The following is a 17793-nucleotide window of genomic DNA, read 5'->3' on the forward strand; positions in this document are numbered from 1 at the left end:
CTTGACATCCACGACGGGCCCGATGCAGTCTTCCATCAAGCAGAAACTAACTTCCGCAATACGGAAGGAGCGCACACCCCTCATGGGATACACGGACCAGCGCTTCGATGTGAACCTTTCGATCCTCTTCACGGAACTCCCGCTCCTGGAGCGTCCCGCGGCTGCCGCCGCGGCGGGCTTCACCGCGGTCGAGCTGTGGTGGCCCTGGATCGAGACCCCCACCCCCGCCCAGGCGGAACTCGACGCCCTCAAGAAGGCTCTCGAGGACGCCGGCACCCAGCTGGTGGGGCTGAACTTCTACGCCGGCCGGCTGCCGGGCCCGGACCGCGGCGCGGTCTCGGTACCCGGTGAGGAGTCGGACCGCTTCAACGCCAACATCAACGTGGCGGCGGACTTCGCCGCCTCGGTCGGCTGCAAGGCGCTCAACGCCCTGTACGGCAACCGCGTCGACGGCGTCGACCCGGCCGTCCAGGACGAGCTGGCCCTGAAGAACCTGGTCGTCGCGGCGCAGGCCGCCGACCGGGTGGGTGCGATCCTCCTGATCGAGACCCTCAACAAGCCCGAGTCGCCGCTCTACCCCCTGGTGAGCGCCCCGGCCGGCATCGAGATCGTGGACAAGGTCAACGAGGCTACCGGCCTCGGGAACGCCAAGTTCCTGCTCGACCTGTACCACCTGGCGATGAACGATGAGGACCTCTCCGAGGTCATCGAAAAGTACGCCGCCAAGACCGGCCACGTCCAGATCGCGGACAAGCCGGGACGCGGTGCTCCCGGCACCGGCGAGCTTCCCCTCGAGGAGCTCCTGGACCAGCTGAGGAAGGCCGGATACGAGGGCTACGTAGGCCTCGAGTACAAGGCCGCCGACGCCGCCGCGTCCTTCGCGTGGCTCCCCGCCGAGGCCCGCGCCGCCGAGTAGGCGGACCAAGTCCGGGCGATCAGCCAGGCACACCACGCACTTTTCGTACGAAGCATTAAGAGAAGGACCCTCATCATGAGCACCCTCCCCAAGATTGCCTGGATCGGTCTCGGAATCATGGGCTCCCCCATGGCCGAGAACCTCCTGAAGGCCGGCTACTCGGTCACCGGCTTCACCCTGGAGCAGGACAAGCTGGAGCGCCTCGCCGCCGCCGGCGGCTCCGCGGCCGGCTCGATCGCCGAGGCCGTCAAGGACGCCGACGTCATCATCACGATGGTGCCCGCCTCCCCGCAGGTCGAGGCCATCTCCTACGGTGAGAACGGCATCCTGGAGAACGCGAAGTCCGGCGCGCTGATCATCGACATGTCGTCGATCACCCCGCAGACCTCGGTCGACCTGGCGAAGAACGCCGCCGAGAAGGGCATCCGCGTCATCGACGCCCCGGTGTCCGGCGGCGAGGCCGGTGCCATCGAGGCCGTCCTGTCGATCATGGTGGGTGGCGAGCAGGCCGACTTCGACGAGGCCCTCCCGATCCTGGAGGCGCTCGGCAAGGTCATCGTCCTGTGCGGTCCGCACGGCTCGGGCCAGACGGTGAAGGCCGCCAACCAGCTCATCGTCGCGGTGAACATCCAGGCGTGCGCCGAGGCCGTCGTCTTCCTCGAGAAGTCGGGCGTGAACCTCCAGGCCGCCCTGGACGTCCTCAACGGCGGTCTGGCCGGCTCCACGGTCCTGACCCGCAAGAAGGACAACTTCCTGAACCGCGACTTCAAGCCCGGTTTCCGGATCGACCTGCACCACAAGGACATGGGCATCGTCACCGACGCCGCCCGCAACGTCGGTGCGGCCCTCCCGGTCGGCGCGGTCGTCGCACAGCTGGTCGCCTCGCTGCGCGCCCAGGGTGACGGCGGTCTGGACCACTCCGCGCTGCTGCGCGCGGTCGAGCGCCTCTCCGGCGCCCAGATCTGATCCACCCCGCGGCGGCCGGCTGTGCCCGGCCGCCCCTCCCCCTCCACGGGGGCCTGAGTTTCCGGATGGTGCCGGTGCTGACACCTGTCCTGTCGCGCCCAAGCGCCGGCACCGTCCGGATCACCTCTCCTCTCTCTTCTTCTTTCTTTTCAACAAACTGTTGACGTCGAGTTCACGCCGAAATTAGGCTGTTCCGCATGACGGAAGACGCTTTCCGTCAGCAGTTGCCCCGTACGGAAGGTCACCATGTCGAAGCGCACGCTGACGACCGAGTCCGGCGCCCCGGTCGCCGACAACCAGAACTCCGCCACCGCCGGCGTCGGTGGCCCGCTCCTGGTCCAGGACCAGCAGCTCCTTGAGAAGCTCGCCCGCTTCAACCGCGAGCGCATCCCGGAGCGCGTGGTGCACGCCCGCGGTTCGGCCGCCTACGGCCACTTCGAGGTGACCGACGACGTCACCGCCTACACCAGCGCGGCGTTCCTGAACACGGTCGGCAAGAAGACCGAGACCTTCCTGCGGTTCTCCACCGTGGCCGACTCGCTCGGTGGCGCGGACGCGGTCCGCGACCCGCGCGGCTTCGCCCTGAAGTTCTACACCGAAGAGGGCAACTACGACCTCGTCGGCAACAACACCCCGGTGTTCTTCATCAAGGACCCGATCAAGTTCCCCGACTTCATCCACTCCCAGAAGCGCGACCCCTTCACGGGCAAGCAGGAGCCGGACAACGTCTGGGACTTCTGGGCGCACGCCCCCGAGGCGACGCACCAGATCACCTGGCTGATGGGTGACCGCGGCATACCGGCGTCCTACCGCCACATGAACGGCTACGGCTCCCACACGTACCAGTGGACCAACGCCCAGGGCGAGGCCTTCTTCGTCAAGTACCACTTCAAGACGAACCAGGGCATCCGCTGCCTGTCGGGCGAGCAGGCCGCCGAGCTCGTCGGCAAGGACGCCAACTCGCACCAGACCGACCTGCTCCAGGCGATCGAGCGCGGTGTGCACCCGAGCTGGACCCTCTACGTCCAGATCATGCCCGCCGCCGAGGCCGCGGACTACCGCTTCAACCCGTTCGACCTCACCAAGGTGTGGCCGCACAGCGACTACCCGCTGCAGCGCGTGGGCCGCCTGGTCCTCGACCGCAACCCGGACAACGTCTTCGCCGAGGTCGAGCAGGCCGCGTTCTCCCCGAACAACTTCGTCCCGGGCATCACCGCCTCGCCGGACAAGATGCTCCAGGGCCGCCTGTTCGCGTACGCCGACGCCCAGCGCTACCGCCTCGGTGTGAACCACACCCTGCTGCCGGTCAACGCCCCGAAGGCGACGACGGCCGACAACTACGGCCGCGACGGCGTCATGGCGCTGCGCAACGGCTCGCGTCACGACAAGAACTACGAGCCCAACTCGTACCAGGGTCCGGCCGAGACCGGTCTCGGCCTGGGCGCCCCGCAGGCCGTCTCCGGCTACACGGGCACCCACGAGGCTCCGGCGCACACCAAGGACGACAACTTCTTCCAGGCCGGCGAGCTCTACCGCCTGATGTCGGAGGCCGAGAAGGAGCGTCTGGTGGCGAACATCGCCGGCGGGCTCTCCCAGGTCACCCTGGAAGACGTCATCGAGAAGAACCTGGCTCACTTCCACGCCGCCGACGCCGACTACGGCAAGCGCGTCGAGGAGGCCGTCCGCGCCCTGCGCGACGCCTGAGCCAACAGCTGTACCGGGGGCCTGACGGGAGGTCATGCCCCTGGTGCTGGCCCGCACCGCGGACCCGGATGAGGGGTGGTACGCGGTGGGGGCAGGACGAGGACCGCGACGGGCGAGTGAGCCAGTGCGGTGGTAATGGGTTCCGAGGCCCGTCTCTTGACCTGAGGGAGACGGATGCCGGAGTTCTCGTCACCGCCCGTCGCGGTCCCAGCCACCTCTTCTTCGTGCTCGTGTACAGGGGCTGCGCACAGAGCGCCCTGTGGACGACGGAGGAGCCCTTCCACTCCGCCCGGCGGCGCGAACGTCCTGTCGCGCCCAGCCTCGCACCGTCGGGCGGTAACCAGCCAGAGCGCCGAGTCACGGACGGTCCCGTGACTCGGCGCTTTGCCGTGTCCCCCTCCCCCGTTCCCGGTGGCCGACCGCTACGCGCGCGGTTCGGTGAGCCGTCCGTAGAGCTCGGGGCGGCGGGTCCGCATCAGGCCGAACTCCAGCCAGTCGCGCCGCTGGTCGAGGTCGAGGTCCGCCACGAGGACCGCGGGCCGGTCGCGGGGTGCGCGGAGCACGACCCGGCCGTAGGGGTCGGAGATGAACGAGGAGCCGTAGAAGGTGGAGCGGCCCTCGGTGCCGACGCGGTTCGGCACGATCATGAAGAGCGCGTTGGCCAGGCCGTTGGCGCTGATGGCGTGTTCCCACAGGGGCCGGGTGTCGAAGTCCGGCAGGTCCACCTCGGAGCCGATGGCCGTGGGGTGGACGAGGATCTCCGCGCCGGCCAGCGAGTAGGCCCGGGCCAGTTCGGGGAACCACTCGTCCCAGCAGGTGGGGAAGCCGAAGCGGGCCCCCTCGTGGGCGACGACGGGGAACCCGCTGTCGCCGGGGCGGAAGCACAGGTCCTCGCGGTAGCCGGGGAAGGCGGGGATGTGGTTCTTGCGGGTCCGGGCGATCAGCTTGCCGTCCGGGTCCACGCAGACGGCGGTGTTGTAGCCGAGCCCGCCGTCCACGGCCCGCTCGTAGAGGGAGGCGTGGACGGTGATCCCGAGGCCGGTGGCCAGTTCGGCGGCGAGGCGGACCGTGGGGCCGTCCTCCAGGTCCTCCAGGTGGCGGGCGGCGCCGTCGGCCATCGGGTCGTCGGTGTTGCAGAAGTAGGGGCTGCGGGTCAGCTCGGGCAGGCACACCACCTTCGCGCCCTCCCCGGCGGCCAGGGCCACGCCCTCGCGCAGCCGGTCGTCGTGCTCGCGCGGATCGGCGTACCAGCGCGTCTGGACGAGGCCGACGCGCAGCGGGACGCGCTCGGCCGGCTCCAGCCGGGCCGGGGAGCCGAGCGGGGAGCCGTAGGAGGTGAGGAGGGCGTACGAGCCGGGGTGGGCGGACGGGCCGGGGTGGGCGGACGGGCCGGGGTGGGCGTACGAGGTCACGGGCGGGCCTCCTTGGGGAACTGCTGGGTGATGCAGTGGACGCCGCCGCCGCCGTACGCGAGCACCGGCGTCGGCACGCCGACCACCTTGCGGCCGGGCAGCGCGGCGGCGAGCACGGCGAGGGCCGCCCCGTCCTCGGGGGAACCGGCCACGGGGACCACACAACCGCCGTTGGGCAGGTAGAAGTTGAGGTATCCGACCTCGACGCGGGCGCCCTCGACCTCTCCGTGGGCGGTCTGCGGCAGGGGGACGATCTCCAGCGCGCGGCCGCGGGCGTCGGTGGAGGCCTCCAGCACGGCGAGGTTGGCGCGCATCCGGGCGTGGTCGGGGTGGCCGGGGTCCGAGGGGAGGGAGACGACCACCTTGGCGGGAGCCACGAAGGCGGCGACCCCGTCGACGTGGCCGTCGGTCTCGGTGTCCTCCAGGCCGCCGTACGGGAGCCAGATGACCTTCTCGACGCCCAGGCGGCGCTTCAGCTCGTCCTCGATCTCGGTGCGGCTCATGCGGGGGTTGCGGTTGGGGTGCAGGAGGCACTGCTCGGTGGTGATGAGCGTGCCCTCGCCGTCCACGGTGAAGGAGCCGCCCTCCAGCACCATGGAGGAGTGGACGCGGGGGACGCGCAGGCGGTCCAGGAGGAGCGCGGTGAGCTTGTCGTCGGCGGTCCAGGGGTGGTGCTTCTCGCCCCAGGCGTTGAACCGGAAGTCGAGGCCGACGCGGGCGCCGTGCGCGTCGTGGGCGAAGACCGGGCCGGAGTCGCGCAGCCAGGAGTCGTCGATCGGCAGCTCGATGACCTCGATGGCGGGGTCGTCACCGCAGGCGGCGCGGGCCACGGCGGCCTGGCCCGGAGCGGCGATCATGATGACCGGCTCGAAGGCGGCGATGGCGCGGGCCACGGCGGCGTACTCGCGGCGGGCCGCCTCGAAGGCGGGTCCCCACAGTTCGGCGCGGGCGGGCCAGGCCATCAGGCAGGCCTCGTGCTCGGCCCATTCGGCGGGCATGCGCCAGGTGGTGGCGGGCGTGGTCGTCAGGGTCACGGGGTGCTCCTTCGGCGCGACTGACTGAATTTTCAGTCAGAAGATCACGTGGGAGCTATCGTGGGACCTGACTGAAAGGTCAGTCAAGGGGTGTCCGACCGAAAGGTGCGAACGAGAGTGGCCGACCGTCAAGCGTTGATCTTGGAAGCAGCCGTACGCGTCATCGCGCGCAATGGCGTCAGAGGGCTGCGGGTCGAGGAACTGGCGACGGAGGCCGGCGTCTCCACCGCCCTGATCTACTACCACTTCAAAGACCGCGCCGGCCTGGTCCAGCGCACCCTCGCCTTCATCAGCGACCGTGCCACCGGCTACACGGACGAGGCCGTCGAGGACTCCGAGGACGCCCGCGCGGTGCTGCTCCAGCTGCTGCTCAGCGAGCTCCAGGACACCCCGCGGGTCCGCGAGAACAGCATCGCCTGGGGCGAGCTGCGGGCCAGCGCCATCTTCGACACCGACCTGCGCGAGGCCCTCGCCGAGTCCACCCGCAACTGGACCCGGGACACGGCCGAAGCCGTCGCGGACGCCCAGGCGGCCGGGCTCGCCGACCTCGCCGCGGTCCCGCTGGACGTGGCGGAACGGCTGAACGCGCTGGTGGAGGGCCTGAGCGAGCGCTGGCTGAGCGGCTCCCTGGAGCTGGCGCGGGCCCGGGCCCTGCTGGAGGGCGCCGTGGACGCCGAGCTGGGCCCGCACCCGGGCCGCTGACGGGGGCTCGGGTCCGGGGGCGGGACCAGGACCGGCTCCGGGACCGGGCCCCGTAGCCCCGTAGCCCCGTAGCCCCGTAGAAGGGAACGCGGAACGGCCCCCGCACCTCCTGACGGAGGTGCGGGGGCCGTTCGCTGCTGCTCTCCGCCCCCGCCGGCCCGAGGGGGGCCGGCGGGCGGGGATACGTCAGACGGACAGCGGGCGGATCGCGGTCGGGGCGTGGCCCGGCTCGGTCGCCAGCTCCTCGAACTCGGTGACGTCGCTCATGTCGACCGTCTTGCTCATCGCGATGTTCGTGATGCGCTCCAGGATCGCCTCGACGACGACCGGGACCTGGAACTCCTGGGCCAGCTTCTTGGCCTCCTCGAAGGCCTCGCCCAGCTTGTCCGGGTCGGTGACGCGGATGGCCTTGACGCCCAGGCCCTCGGCGACCTTGACGTGGTCGACGCCGTAGACGCCCAGCTCGGGGGTGTTGATGTTCTCGAACTCGAGGTTGACCTCGAAGTTGATGCCCAGGCCGCCCTGCGCCTGACGGATCAGACCCAGGTAGGCGTTGTTCACGAGGACGTGGACGTACGGGACCTTGTGCTGGGCCGCGACCGCCAGCTCCTCGATCATGAACTGGAAGTCGTAGTCGCCCGAGAGCGCGACGATCGGCGTCTCCGGCTCCGCGGTGGCGGCACCGATCGCGGCCGGGATGGTCCAGCCGAGCGGGCCGGCCTGGCCGCAGTTGATCCAGTTGCGCGGGCGGTAGACGTGCAGGAACTGCGCGGCCGCGATCTGGGAGAGACCGATGGTGGTGACGTAGCGGGTCTCCGGGCCGAACGCCTTGTTCATCTCCTCGTAGACGCGCTGCGGCTTCAGGGGGATGTTGTCGAAGTGCGTCCGGCGCTGCAGGCTGCCCTTGCGCTCCTGCGCGGAGGCGGTCCAGGCGCTGAAGTCGGGCAGCTTGCCCTCGGCCTTGAGCTCCTTGGCGATCTCGATGAAGAGCTCGAGGGCGGCCTTGGCGTCGGAGGCGATGCCGAAGTCCGGGGCGAAGATCTTGCCGAGCTGGGTGGGCTCGATGTCGACGTGGACGAACTTGCGGCCCTTGGTGTAGGCGTCCAGGTTGTAACCGGTGTGACGGTTGGCCCAGCGGTTGCCGATGCCGAAGACGAAGTCCGACTCCAGGAACGTGGCGTTGCCGTAGCGGTGCGCGGTCTGCACACCGACCATGCCGGCGGCCAGCTCGTGGTCGTCCGGGATGGTGCCCCAGCCCATGAGGGTGGAGATGACGGGGACGTTGACCAGCTCAGCGAACTCGACCAGCAGGTCGGAGGCGTCGGCGTTGATGATGCCGCCACCGGCGACGATCAGCGGACGCTCGGACTCCAGCAGGAACTGCAGCGCCTTGGCGGCCTGGGCGCGGGTGGCCTGCGGCTTGTAGACCGGCAGCGGGGAGTAGGTCTCCGGGTCGAACTCGATCTCGGTCAGCTGGACGTCGATCGGGAGGTCGATCAGGACCGGGCCCGGACGGCCGGAGCGCATCAGGTGGAAGGCCTCCTGGAACACGCCCGGGACCTGTGCGGCCTCCAGGACGGTCGTGGCCTTCTTGGTGACCGGCTTCGCGATCGAGGCGATGTCGACGGCCTGGAAGTCCTCCTTGTGGAGCTTCGAGACCGGAGCCTGACCGGTGATGCACAGGATCGGGATGGAGTCGGCGATCGCCGAGTACAGACCGGTGATCATGTCGGTGCCGGCCGGACCCGACGTGCCGATGCAGACACCGATGTTGCCCGCCTTGGCACGGGTGTACCCCTCGGCCATGTGCGAGGCGCCCTCGACGTGGCGGGCGAGGGTGTGGCCGATCCCGCCCACGTTCTTGAGCTCGCGGTAGAACGGGTTGATCGCAGCACCGGGGACACCGAACGCTTGTTCGACACCCTCGAGCTTGAGGATCTCCACTGCAGCGGCGGCGGCTGTCATACGAGGCATCGAGTTCTCCTGCGGGTCTGGCGGTCAGGCTTTTCCGTAATCCGGAAGTTTTGTTCTGCTATACGGAACAAGCTAGGCGGCCACTTCGCGCACGTCAAGGCGCCCGAGGACCTCGGAAGCCACCAAAAGGCGCATCTTGTTCGGTGAGTTGCACAAATGACGGGGCCATCTGTCCGATTCGGCTGGATTCCACGCCACCGCTCGCCCCGGCGGTGACGGGTGGTGGAGCATGGACCCGCGTACGGGCAGCCGACGGCGGAGGGGGTCCAGGCTCATGGCGGAAGCAGTACCGGTGCGCTGCCCGGAGTGCCGGCGCGAGAACGGGTACGCCGTTCCGGTCTTCCCCTGCGCCTGCGGAAGCCCGGTCGCGCCCCAGCTGGACCTGTCGGCGCCGCCGCGCACGCTGACGCACCGCACCTGGGCCGAGAGCTGGGTGACCGTACGGTGCGGCGCCTGCGGCCGGGACGGTGAGTGGCCGCAGCCGGAGGTGGGCTGCGCCTCCTGCGGGACGGTGGCCCGGCTGCCGGTGCGGTCGCCGGACGACCGGGGTGCGGACGGCCACGGCGCGGACGGCCACGGCGCGGACGGCCACGGTGCGGACGGGGTGGGCGAGGCGGACGGGCAGGGGCCGGGCGCGCTCGCGCAGGACACGGGCCGTCCGGGCCCGGCCGGCGGGGACCGGGCCCGGGGTCCGGAGCCGGGGTGGCCCGGGGCGCGGCCGCCGTTCCTCCCGGTGACCATCCGTACGGGCCGGGACGCGGTGGCGACGGCCGCGCTCTACCTGCGCTGGCTCGGCTTCCGGGACGTCCGGCGGCCCGACGGGGTGCCGCTGCCGTCGGCGGCGGTGGACCTGCGGGCCCCCGGGGTGGTGGCGCAGGTGGACCCGACGACGGCCCCGACGGGGCTGCGGGCGGTGGAATGCGTCTGGCTGAACGCCCTGACGGCCGCGGCGGCCGGCGTCTGCTTCTCCCTGGCCGGGTACACGGACGCGGCCCGGGAGCGGGCGGACGAACTGGCCGTACCGCTGTTCGTCATGGACCTCACGGGGGTTCCGCAGCCGGTCAACGACCCGGCGGAGGAGCTGGTGGCGAGGGGGGCCTAGGCTCGGAGGCCTGTCCGTCCGTTCGACAGCCTGCCGAGGAGAGACCGATGAGCCTTTACGACATCCCGCTGACCACCCTGGACGACGAGCCCACCAGCCTCGCGGCCCACAAGGGCAAGGCGATCCTGCTGGTGAACACCGCCTCGCAGTGCGGTCTCACCCCCCAGTACTCGGGTCTGGCCCGGCTGCAGTTCGCGTACGAGGCGAAGGGCTTCACCGTCATCGGCGTGCCCTGCAACCAGTTCGGCGGCCAGGAGCCGGGTACCGCGGAGGACATCCAGACCTTCTGCGCGGCGGGCTTCGGGGTGACCTTCCCGATGCTGGAGAAGACCGAGGTGAACGGGGAGAACCGGCACCCCTTGTACCGCGAGCTGGTGAAGGCCGCGGACGCCGAGGGCGAGGCGGGGGACATCCAGTGGAACTTCGAGAAGTTCCTGATCTCCCCCGCCGGCGAGGTCGTCGCGCGCTTCCGTCCGCGCACCGAGCCCGAGGCCCCCGAGGTCATCGCGGCGATCGAGGCGCAGCTGCCCGCGTAGCACCGTGCGTACGGCCCCGGGGCGGGCCGCCGGCGATGCCGGCGGGCCGCCCCCTCCGGGCCGGCCTCGTCTACAGGCCGGCCCCGTCTACAGGTCGGCCTCGTCGTACTCCCCGGCCGATCCGGACGCGGTGAGCTCGCGCAGCTCCACCCGGCGGATCTTGCCGGACACGGTCTTCGGGAGCTCGGCGAACTCGATGCGGCGGATCCTCTTGTACGGGGACAGGACCGCCCGGGAGTGCGCGAACAGCACCCGGGCGGTTTCCGCGCCCGGCTCCCAGCCCGCGGCGAGGGTCACGTACGCCTTCGGTACCGCGAGCCGCAGCGCGTCGGGCGCGGGGACGACGGCTGCCTCGGCGACGGCCTCGTGCTCCAGCAGGGCGCTCTCCAGCTCGAACGGGCTGATCTTGTAGTCGGAGGCCTTGAAGACGTCGTCGGCGCGGCCGACGTAGGTGAGGTAGCCGTCCGCGTCGCGGGAGGCGATGTCGCCGGTGCGGTAGAGCCCGCCCGCCATGGCCTCGGCGGTGCGTTCCGGGTCGTCGTGGTAGCCGGTCATCACTCCGGCGGGGGTTCCGGCGGGGACGGGCCGCAGGTCCACGCAGAGCTCGCCCTCGTCCGGGGACTCCTCGCCGGTGACGGCGTCCAGCAGGACGATCCGGTATCCGGGGGCGGGCCGGCCCATGGAGCCGGGCTTGACCGGGGCGCCGGGGAAGTTGCCGACCTGGAGGGTGGTCTCGGTCTGGCCGAAGCCGTCGCGGATGGTGATCCCCCAGGCCTGCCGCACCTTCTCGATGACCTCGGGGTTGAGGGGCTCGCCCGCGGCGACGGCCTCGCGCGGCGGGTTCTTGAGCTTGGTGAGGTCGGACTGGATCAGCATCCGCCAGACCGTGGGCGGGGCGCAGAAGGTGGTGACCGCCCCGCGGTCCATCTCCGCCATCAGCCGGTCGGCGTCGAAGCGGGTGTAGTTGTGGACGAAGACGGTCGCGCCGGCGTTCCAGGGGGCGAAGAGGTTGGACCAGGCGTGCTTGGCCCAGCCGGGCGAGGCGATGTTGAGGTGGACGTCGCCGGGGCGCAGTCCGAGCCAGTACATGGTGGAGAGGTGCCCGATCGGGTACGAGGCGTGGGTGTGCTCGACGAGCTTGGGGCGGTCGGTGGTGCCTGACGTGAAGTACAGCATCAGCGGGTCGGTGGCGAGGGTCTCCCCGTCCTGACTGAAGTTTTCGTCAGCCTGGTACATGTCCTCCAGGCGGCGCCAGCCGGTCGGGACGCCGGCTCCGGCGGCGATGCGGGTGTAGGTGCCGGGGACCTCGTCGAACTTCGCCGTGTCCTCGGCGCGCGTGATCACGTGGCGTACGCGGCCGCGGTCGACGCGGTCGCGCAGGTCCGCCGGTCCGAGCAACGGGGTGGCCGGGATGACGACGGCGCGCAGCTTCATCGCGCCGAGCATCACCTCCCACAGCTCGCGCTGGTTGCCGAGCATGACCAGGATCCGGTCGCCCGCGGCGACGCCCTGGGCGCGCAGCCAGCTCGCGGCGGAGGCTGACCGTCCGCTCAGCTGCTCGAAGGTGACCCCTTGGCTGGTGCCGTCCTCTTCCACGATGCGCAGGGCCTCGGCGCCGTTGCCGGCCGCGATGCGGTCGAACCAGTCGAGGGCCCAGTTGAAGCGCTCGGGGCGGGGCCAGGTGAATCCGTTGTGGGCGGCTTCGTAGTCGCCGCGGTGGGAGAGCAGGAAGTCCCGCGCGGCCAGGAAGGAGTCGGTGGCGCTGTTCTGGGTCATGACAGGCATCGTGCCGCGCCGGACGGGGGCTCCACCAGGGCGGCGTCAGCCGTGGATTGACCCGAAGCGCACGGATCCGGCGCCGCCGGCCATCGCGGCGAGCAGCTCGCGCCCCTCGGCCTCGATCTCCTCCTTGCGCGTACGGGTGTGCGTACCGAAGAGCTCGACGATGAGACGGGTCCCCTCACCCGCGCCATCGCCCGCGCCCTCCCCCTCGTCCACGCGCCACAGCCCGGCGACGAAGCCGTCCACGAGGAGGGTGCGGTGGGCTTGGTTCCCGGTCCATGTCCGGCCCCTGATCTCGGGGGCGACGACGCGGGAGCGGTCGGCGTGGGAGAGCAGCAGGTTGTCGAACTCGGGGAGGAAGCGGGGCGGCGCCGGGGTGTCGGGGTCGGGCCGGGGCGCGTCGGGGAGGTCGAACAGCTCGACCCCGTTCTCGTCGCGGAACGCCGACAGGCGCGGGCGGAGCCGCTCGAAGGCCTCGCGCAAGCGGGTGAGCCCGGCCCAGGTCTGCATGTCCTTGACGGAGGCGGGCCCGAAGGCGCCGAGATAGCGCAGCACGACCTCGTCGACCGGCTGGGCCCGCCCGGGCTCCTCCCCGAGCCACCGCTCGACGGTGGTGAGCCGTACCCCGCCGCTGCGCCCCCAGACCCCCCTCGGGGTGACCTGCACGAGCGGCAGCAGGCAGCGCGCGGCGACGGAAAGCGACTGGGGGTCGGCCGCGGGCCACTCCCGGAGCAGCTCCTCGCGGATCTCCCCCATGGTGCGGGGCTCGGCCTCGACGAAGGCCCGGGACCGGGCCTTGAGCCGGTCCAGGTCGACCCCCGTCAGCCCCTTCCGGAAGGCGCCGACCTCGCGGTCGCGGGCGGGCTGGACGAGGGGCCGGAGGGTGAGGGCGTCGCGGGCGGTGTGCGTGTGGAGGGTGGAGCGCATGGTGACCATCCGGACCACGTCCCGGGACTCCATGAGCCCCGCCAGCTCCTCGGGGCGGAATCCGGCGAGCCGGGCGTGCAGCTGGTAGTAGGGCGGCGTGACGTTCTGCGCCTGGAGCCCGAGCAGATGCCCGACGGCGTCCGCGGCGGACATCTCGGCACGCCTCAGCAGCAGCTGCCGGGCGAGCGTGGCGCGGTTCAGCGCCCGGGTGCCGAGTACGGGGTTCGTCGTGGATGCCATACGGGCACGCTAGTCCCCTTTGCGGCCAGCTCCTGTCCTCATTTCCACCTCGCCCGGCGGACCACGCCCCGCCCCGCCCACCCCGATATGCTGCCCGCACCAGAAACCCCCATACCACCCGATACCGCCCCACACCCCCCGCCTACGCGTCCGACCGGGAGCTGACCTGCGATGCCGGAGCGCCCAGACCGCCGCCCCCCGCCCGCGAAGCGCTCGGGAGGCCTCCGCCCGCCCACGCCCCTCCCCCCGGACCACCGGAGCGTGGTCGACTCCGCCGTCTACCGCGACGGCTGCCGGGTCGCCTCCCCGGCCACCCTCGCGGACACCTTCCGCCAGCTGCGCGAACAGCGGGGCGGCATGGCCTGGATCGGCCTGCACCGCCCCACCGAAGCAGAACTCCACTCCCTGGCAGCCGAGTTCAACCTCCACCCGCTCTCGATCGAGGACGCCCTGGAGGCCCACCAGCGCCCGAAGCTGGAGCGCTACGGCGACACCCTCTTCGTGGTTCTGCGCGCGGCCCGCTACCTGGACGCCCCGGAGGAGGTCGAGTTCGGCGAACTCCACGTCTTCGTCGGCCCGGACTTCCTCATCACCGTCCGCCACGGCGCCGCCCCCGACCTCTCCGCCGTCCGCCGCCGCATGGAGGCGAACCCGGAGCTCCTCTCCCTCGGCCCGGAAGCCGCCCTGTACGCGATCCTCGACGCGGTGGTGGACGGCTACGCCCCGGTCGTCTCGGGCGTCCAGAACGACATGGACGAAATCGAGACGGAGGTCTTCCGCGGCGACCCGGAAGTCTCCCGCCGCATCTACGAACTCTCCCGCGAAATGGTCGAGTTCCAACGCGCCACCCGCCCCCTGGTCGGCATGCTCCACAGCCTGATGGCCGGCTTCGCCAAATACGGCACGGACGAGGAACTCCAGCGCTACCTCCGCGACGTGGCGGACCACGTCACCCACACCAGCGAACGCGTGGACGGCTTCCGCCAGGCCCTCACCGAAATCCTCACGGTCAACGCCACCCTGGTCTCCCAACAACAGAACGCCGAAATGCGCGCCCTGGCCGAAGCCGGCTTCGAACAGAACGAGGAGATCAAGAAGATCTCCTCCTGGGCCGCCATTTTGTTTGCTCCCACACTCGTCGGAACTATCTACGGCATGAACTTTGAGTCCATGCCTGAGTTGGGTTGGAGCTTCGGATACCCTCTGGCGATCTGCCTCATGGGGGTGGTTTGCATCAGTTTGTACGTGATTTTCAAGCGACGGGACTGGCTCTAAGCACCCCTCGCATCACACTCAGCAATCCTTCGCACTTCGCTTTCGCGTCACTCACAGATCGCCCCGGAAGTGGCCGTGGGGAGTCCCTGGGGGGAATACATGCGGGTGATCTCCTCGCCCTACCCCCAAAGGGGCCCCTGACCTCGGCTTTCGAGGCTCCAAGGACGGTGGGGGGATTTGGGGGAGAACGGGAGCCGCCAACCGGTCCTCATGCCTGCGCCATCAAGCCCGCCCGCCGGCCGGTCGGCCAGCCCCGGCGCAGCTCACCGGCGGCCGGCCTCCGACGCCGGGGCGGCCGCGTGAGTGGCGCGCTCGTCCTGGACGGCGAGTGCCTGGCCAAGGCCCTGCAACGCGATCGCAAGGTCCGCCAATGGCTCGCCGCCGCCCGCGACGCCGACCTACCGGTGATCACCTCCGCCGCGGTTCTCGTCGAGGTGATCCACCCCCGGATCAACGACGCCGCCCTGAAGTGGACGCCATCCCAACTGCGGGTCGAACCGGTCACCCAGGCCGTCGCCACCCTGCTGCGCACGGCCGGATTGCACGGCCAGGTGGGTAGGTCCTCCGTTTCGGGCCGGGCCCGGCCCGAGCGCGGGGTGACACCCCGACTGGCCCGGTCCCGCTCCTGTCGTTGCGTAGGTCGGTCAGCTCGTCGCCCGTACCGCGTCCCTGATCAGGTCGGCGACCCGTGTGGGCTCGGAGAGGACGACGGCGTGGGAGGCGTCCGGAAGTTCGACGACGACGGCGCCGGCCCGTGCGGCGCCGAAGCGCTGGACCTCGGGGCTGATCGTGCGGTCCGCCCCGGCCACCAGGGCCCAGGACGGTTTGGTCCGCCAGGCCGCCGCGGACGCGGTCTCGGTGAAGGCGGCCGTGGCGAGGGGGCGTTGGGCCGCTGCCAGGATGCCGGCGACGTCCTCGGGCACGTCCGCCGCGAACACGGAGGGAAAGGCCTTCTCCTCGATGGTGACCTCGACCCCAAAGTCGCCGTCGGGGAGCGGGTAGGTCCACTCCTTCAGGCTGCCCGTCAGCGGGGACTCGGGGAAGCCCCCTTGGAGCTGGCCGAGGCTCTCGCCCTCGTGGGGCACGTAGGCGGCCACGTAGACGAGCCCCACTACGTTCTCCGCGGTGCCGGCCACGGTGATCAGCGCACCGCCGTACGCGTGGCCGACGAGCACGGCCGGGCCGTCGACCTGGGCCAGGACGGAGGCGAGGTAGGCGGCGTCCGACGTCAGGCCCCGCAGCGGGTTCGACGGAGCGATCACCGGGATGCCGCTGCTGCGCAGTTCCGAGATGACGCCTATCCAGCCTGTCGCGTCGGCGAAGGCACCGTGCACGAGGACGACGGTGGGGTTGGTCATGCGAGTTCTCTTCTCGGTGTCGGGCCGCGTGAGGGGCGTCGTCACGTCGTCGTCACGTCGTCGTCGCGAAGGCCGAGGTCGCCAGCGCCTGCCATTCGCTGGGGCTCATGCCGTAGGCCCCGCGGAACGTGCGGCTGAAGTGCGAGGGGCTGCTGAAGCCCCAGCGGTGTGCCACCGCGGCCATGGTGATCCTCCGGTTGGAGCGGCCCAGTTCGAGCCGGCAGAATTCGAGCCTGCGCCGCCGCACCCATTGGCTCACCGTGCTGCCGTCGTTCTGGAAGAGCTTCTGCAGGTACCGGACGGAGATGTGGTGGGCGCGTGCGATCGACTCCGGTGAGAGGTCCGGGTCCATCAGATGCTCTTCGATGTAGCCGTGGATACGGGACAGCATCTCGTTGACGGCCCCGGACGCGTCGTCGGCCTCCTCCGACGTGTCCGCTTCGAGGAGCTCCATGACCAGGACGGAGAGAAGGTGGACGGCCGTCCGGGCACGCCGGTCCCCGATCGTGGACCGTCGGAACTCCGCCTTGGCGGCGAGCGAGGTCAGGAAGTCGGACGCCAGCGCCCCGATCCCCTCCCCGCCGCGTACGGGTACGCCGAGCACCTGGTTCAGTTCCGACTCCGTGACGCCCAGGTAGCACCGGGGCACTCGGAAGAAGATCATCTGGCAGTTTTCTCCGAACTGCAGCAGACGCCGTCGGGCCGGGTCGCAGAAGACCAGGTCGTTCGGCTCCAACAGGGTCTTGGCGTGCTCGTGGACGACGGTGACGGGCCCACGGACATGGACGCCGAGGTAGACGTGGGTCCGGTCGTTCGTCTCCGGCATCTCGGAAAGCATCTGGACCAGCCACCCCGAGCGGGGGGAGGGCGAGGCCGGATCGGGCGCCGGCCGGGGCACCCGTCGGGGCGCACGTGACATCAGTGTGAGGGTCATGGGGATTCCTAGCCGTAGGTGCCTGCGGGCGGAGGGCGGACTCACGCGCCGTTCGCCGGCTCCTCGGCCAGGAACTTCTCCACCACGGCATTGAAGGCCGACGGGTTCTCCAGGAAGGGGAAGTGCGAGCTCGCCACGTCGGAGGCGAAGACGTGCAGGCGTGCGCCGGGAATCCGCTCGGCGACGAAGCGCTGCGAATCGGGGTGCACATGGCTTCCCTCACAGCCGATCACCAGGGTCGGCACGTCGATCCGGGGAAGCACGTCGCGCCAGTCCTGCGCGCAGTGGTCGAACAGCAGCGGTACGCCCGCGGGGGCGGGTGTCGACCGGATCTCCTCGCCGACGAAGGCCAGCACCTCGGGGTCGGGCTCGCCGGAGAACATGCCGCGCACGAAGTCGGCGCGGACCGTGTCGCCCTCCGGCCCCGCGAGGGCCGCACCCAGGTACAACAGCCCCGAGACATCGAAGATGGCACCGGAGTCCCGCTGTTCCCGCTCGGTCATCCAGGGCACGGCCGCGACCGCCGCGGGCTGGTCGACGGCGACGAAGCGCCGGATCCGGCCGGTCCCGTACTGGTCGATGAAGCTCCACCACACCGAGACGCCCATGGACCAGCCCAGTGCGTCGAAACGGTCAAGACCGAGATGGTCGACGAGTTCGAGCACATCGCGGGAGAGCCGGGCGATGCGGTAGCCGTGACGCGGCTTGCCGGACTTCCCATGGCCGCGGAGGTCGACGGTGACGACGCGACGGCCGGGCGCCAACCCCTCGATCTGGTGGCGGAACATCGCCTGCGTCTGCCCCCAGCCGTGCAGCATCACCAGCGGGACGCCCTCGCCGCCGGTGTCCTGGTACGCGAGCCGCGCGCCGTCCGTCGTGATCAGTTCCTTCATGACCTCTCCCCTGGTCAGAGGCGGTACATCGGTCCCGC

15 protein-coding genes and 1 pseudogene are annotated in these 17793 nt (G+C 70.8%); 8 read left to right on the plus strand and 8 right to left on the minus strand.

What is annotated here, in order from left to right; translation table 11 throughout:
* The first annotated feature begins 82 nt into the window (after positions 1-82).
* From ACFYYT_RS25910 to ACFYYT_RS25920, 3 genes are all read left to right on the plus strand, one after another.
* Entirely contained in the window at positions 83-916 is an 834-nt protein-coding gene (locus tag ACFYYT_RS25910; RefSeq protein WP_351816064.1) for a TIM barrel protein, read from the plus strand.
* 75 nt (positions 917-991) lie between these two features.
* Positions 992-1882: a 2-hydroxy-3-oxopropionate reductase gene (locus tag ACFYYT_RS25915; RefSeq protein ID WP_351816061.1), complete on the plus strand. Its 891-nt coding sequence runs from the start codon at positions 992-994 to the stop codon at positions 1880-1882.
* A gap of 246 nt (positions 1883-2128) precedes the next feature.
* Positions 2129-3586: a catalase gene (locus tag ACFYYT_RS25920; protein WP_351816058.1), complete on the plus strand. Its 1458-nt coding sequence runs from the start codon at positions 2129-2131 to the stop codon at positions 3584-3586.
* A gap of 422 nt (positions 3587-4008) precedes the next feature.
* Here ACFYYT_RS25920 and ACFYYT_RS25925 read toward each other — a convergent pair whose 3' ends face one another.
* Both ACFYYT_RS25925 and ACFYYT_RS25930 read right to left on the minus strand, forming a co-directional pair.
* Entirely contained in the window at positions 4009-4887 is an 879-nt protein-coding gene (locus tag ACFYYT_RS25925) for a nitrilase-related carbon-nitrogen hydrolase (RefSeq protein WP_351816148.1), read from the minus strand.
* A gap of 107 nt (positions 4888-4994) precedes the next feature.
* Positions 4995-6032, minus strand: coding sequence for an agmatine deiminase family protein (locus ACFYYT_RS25930; protein WP_351816055.1), 1038 nt, complete (start codon positions 6030-6032; stop codon positions 4995-4997).
* 117 nt (positions 6033-6149) lie between these two features.
* Between ACFYYT_RS25930 and ACFYYT_RS25935 the strand changes: the two genes are divergently transcribed.
* Positions 6150-6734: a TetR/AcrR family transcriptional regulator gene (locus ACFYYT_RS25935; protein WP_388609396.1), complete on the plus strand. Its 585-nt coding sequence runs from the start codon at positions 6150-6152 to the stop codon at positions 6732-6734.
* A gap of 186 nt (positions 6735-6920) precedes the next feature.
* Here ACFYYT_RS25935 and gcl read toward each other — a convergent pair whose 3' ends face one another.
* The gene (gcl, locus tag ACFYYT_RS25940; protein ID WP_351816052.1) at positions 6921-8708 is read right to left on the minus strand and encodes a glyoxylate carboligase; all 1788 of its coding nucleotides are present in this window, start codon (positions 8706-8708) and stop codon (positions 6921-6923) included.
* A 274-nt stretch (positions 8709-8982) separates the two neighbouring features.
* Between gcl and ACFYYT_RS25945 the strand changes: the two genes are divergently transcribed.
* Both ACFYYT_RS25945 and ACFYYT_RS25950 read left to right on the plus strand, forming a co-directional pair.
* Positions 8983-9810, plus strand: coding sequence for a hypothetical protein (locus tag ACFYYT_RS25945; RefSeq protein ID WP_351816049.1), 828 nt, complete (start codon positions 8983-8985; stop codon positions 9808-9810).
* 47 nt (positions 9811-9857) lie between these two features.
* Positions 9858-10346: a glutathione peroxidase gene (locus ACFYYT_RS25950; RefSeq protein WP_351816047.1), complete on the plus strand. Its 489-nt coding sequence runs from the start codon at positions 9858-9860 to the stop codon at positions 10344-10346.
* 87 nt (positions 10347-10433) lie between these two features.
* Here the strand turns inward: ACFYYT_RS25950 and ACFYYT_RS25955 are convergent, their stop codons facing one another.
* Complete coding sequence (locus ACFYYT_RS25955) at positions 10434-12122, minus strand: AMP-binding protein (RefSeq protein WP_351816044.1); 1689 nt, start codon at positions 12120-12122, stop codon at positions 10434-10436.
* Positions 12123-12167: 45 nt separating this feature from the next.
* A complete protein-coding gene (locus tag ACFYYT_RS25960; protein ID WP_351816041.1) occupies positions 12168-13295 on the minus strand; it encodes a winged helix DNA-binding domain-containing protein in 1128 nt (375 codons plus the stop codon).
* Positions 13296-13556: 261 nt separating this feature from the next.
* Between ACFYYT_RS25960 and ACFYYT_RS25965 the strand changes: the two genes are divergently transcribed.
* Positions 13557-14570 (plus strand): magnesium and cobalt transport protein CorA, encoded by a 1014-nt coding sequence (locus ACFYYT_RS25965; protein ID WP_388609401.1) that lies wholly within the window; start codon positions 13557-13559, stop codon positions 14568-14570.
* A gap of 299 nt (positions 14571-14869) precedes the next feature.
* Positions 14870-15118 (plus strand): annotated as a pseudogene (locus ACFYYT_RS25970) (DNA-binding protein); the annotation flags it as partial.
* Between the two features lie 96 nt (positions 15119-15214).
* On the opposite strand, the gene ACFYYT_RS25975 reads toward ACFYYT_RS25970, so the two are convergent.
* The 3 genes from ACFYYT_RS25975 to ACFYYT_RS25985 are packed head-to-tail and all read right to left on the minus strand — an operon-like array spanning position 15215 to position 17755.
* Complete coding sequence (locus ACFYYT_RS25975; protein ID WP_351816036.1) at positions 15215-15928, minus strand: alpha/beta hydrolase; 714 nt, start codon at positions 15926-15928, stop codon at positions 15215-15217.
* A gap of 52 nt (positions 15929-15980) precedes the next feature.
* Entirely contained in the window at positions 15981-16862 is an 882-nt protein-coding gene (locus tag ACFYYT_RS25980; protein ID WP_388609404.1) for a helix-turn-helix domain-containing protein, read from the minus strand.
* A gap of 41 nt (positions 16863-16903) precedes the next feature.
* Entirely contained in the window at positions 16904-17755 is an 852-nt protein-coding gene (locus ACFYYT_RS25985) for an alpha/beta hydrolase (RefSeq protein ID WP_351816030.1), read from the minus strand.
* Positions 17756-17793: the final 38 nt, after the last annotated feature.

This window comes from Streptomyces sp. NPDC002032 (genome assembly GCF_042890765.1).
Taxonomy (GTDB): domain Bacteria; phylum Actinomycetota; class Actinomycetes; order Streptomycetales; family Streptomycetaceae; genus Streptomyces.

Bases quoted from the DNA above. Each gene is read 5' to 3' on its own strand.
- ACFYYT_RS25910 (WP_351816064.1), top strand. From the start codon at position 83: ATGGGATACACGGACCAGCGCTTCGATGTGAACCTTTCGATCCTCTTC.
- ACFYYT_RS25915 (WP_351816061.1), top strand. From the start codon at position 992: ATGAGCACCCTCCCCAAGATTGCCTGGATCGGTCTCGGAATCATGGGC.
- ACFYYT_RS25920 (WP_351816058.1), top strand. From the start codon at position 2,129: ATGTCGAAGCGCACGCTGACGACCGAGTCCGGCGCCCCGGTCGCCGAC.
- gcl (WP_351816052.1), bottom strand. From the start codon at position 8,708: ATGCCTCGTATGACAGCCGCCGCCGCTGCAGTGGAGATCCTCAAGCTC.
- ACFYYT_RS25945 (WP_351816049.1), top strand. From the start codon at position 8,983: ATGGCGGAAGCAGTACCGGTGCGCTGCCCGGAGTGCCGGCGCGAGAAC.
- ACFYYT_RS25950 (WP_351816047.1), top strand. From the start codon at position 9,858: ATGAGCCTTTACGACATCCCGCTGACCACCCTGGACGACGAGCCCACC.
- ACFYYT_RS25955 (WP_351816044.1), bottom strand. From the start codon at position 12,122: ATGACCCAGAACAGCGCCACCGACTCCTTCCTGGCCGCGCGGGACTTC.
- ACFYYT_RS25960 (WP_351816041.1), bottom strand. From the start codon at position 13,295: ATGGCATCCACGACGAACCCCGTACTCGGCACCCGGGCGCTGAACCGC.
- ACFYYT_RS25975 (WP_351816036.1), bottom strand. From the start codon at position 15,928: ATGACCAACCCCACCGTCGTCCTCGTGCACGGTGCCTTCGCCGACGCG.
- ACFYYT_RS25980 (WP_388609404.1), bottom strand. From the start codon at position 16,862: ATGACCCTCACACTGATGTCACGTGCGCCCCGACGGGTGCCCCGGCCG.
- ACFYYT_RS25985 (WP_351816030.1), bottom strand. From the start codon at position 17,755: ATGAAGGAACTGATCACGACGGACGGCGCGCGGCTCGCGTACCAGGAC.